Genomic DNA, 318 nt, shown 5'->3' with positions numbered 1-318 from the left:
ACGTCCAGAATAAGGGACTGAGAGGTCGGGCACCTGACTGAGATCGATAAAGTCTGAGTGACTAGAATCTGGCGAGGCTTTAGTTCCCGAAAAATGCTGACGCCATTTACTAAAACTGGCGTAACTCACCTGATGCTGTTCGCAGTATTGAGGAGCGGATAAACCGGACTCGGCTTGATCATCAATGATTCTTTGCCATTCAGAGGAAGAACGACGGGTATAAGGTTTGGTCATAAGATGGACTCCGTTATCGGTTATAAGATGAAAACGGAGTCCAGTTTAGAGTGCAAAAAGATGAGATGAAATAACGGCGTAGAA

Annotated in this window: 1 protein-coding gene; it reads right to left on the bottom strand. The window is 45.3% G+C overall.

From position 1 onward, the window contains the following. On the bottom strand, nt 1–234 hold a 234-nt coding region (gene tnpA / locus V6259_RS19735), incomplete at its 3' end, for an IS66 family insertion sequence element accessory protein TnpA (protein ID WP_341585983.1). Nucleotides 235–318 lie beyond the last annotated feature (84 nt).

This window comes from Marinomonas sp. TI.3.20 (genome assembly GCF_038155025.1).
Classification (GTDB): Bacteria; Pseudomonadota; Gammaproteobacteria; order Pseudomonadales; family Marinomonadaceae; genus Marinomonas; species Marinomonas flavescens.
Note: the sequence above shows the minus strand (reverse complement) of the source record. Positions and strands in the feature narration are given on the sequence as shown.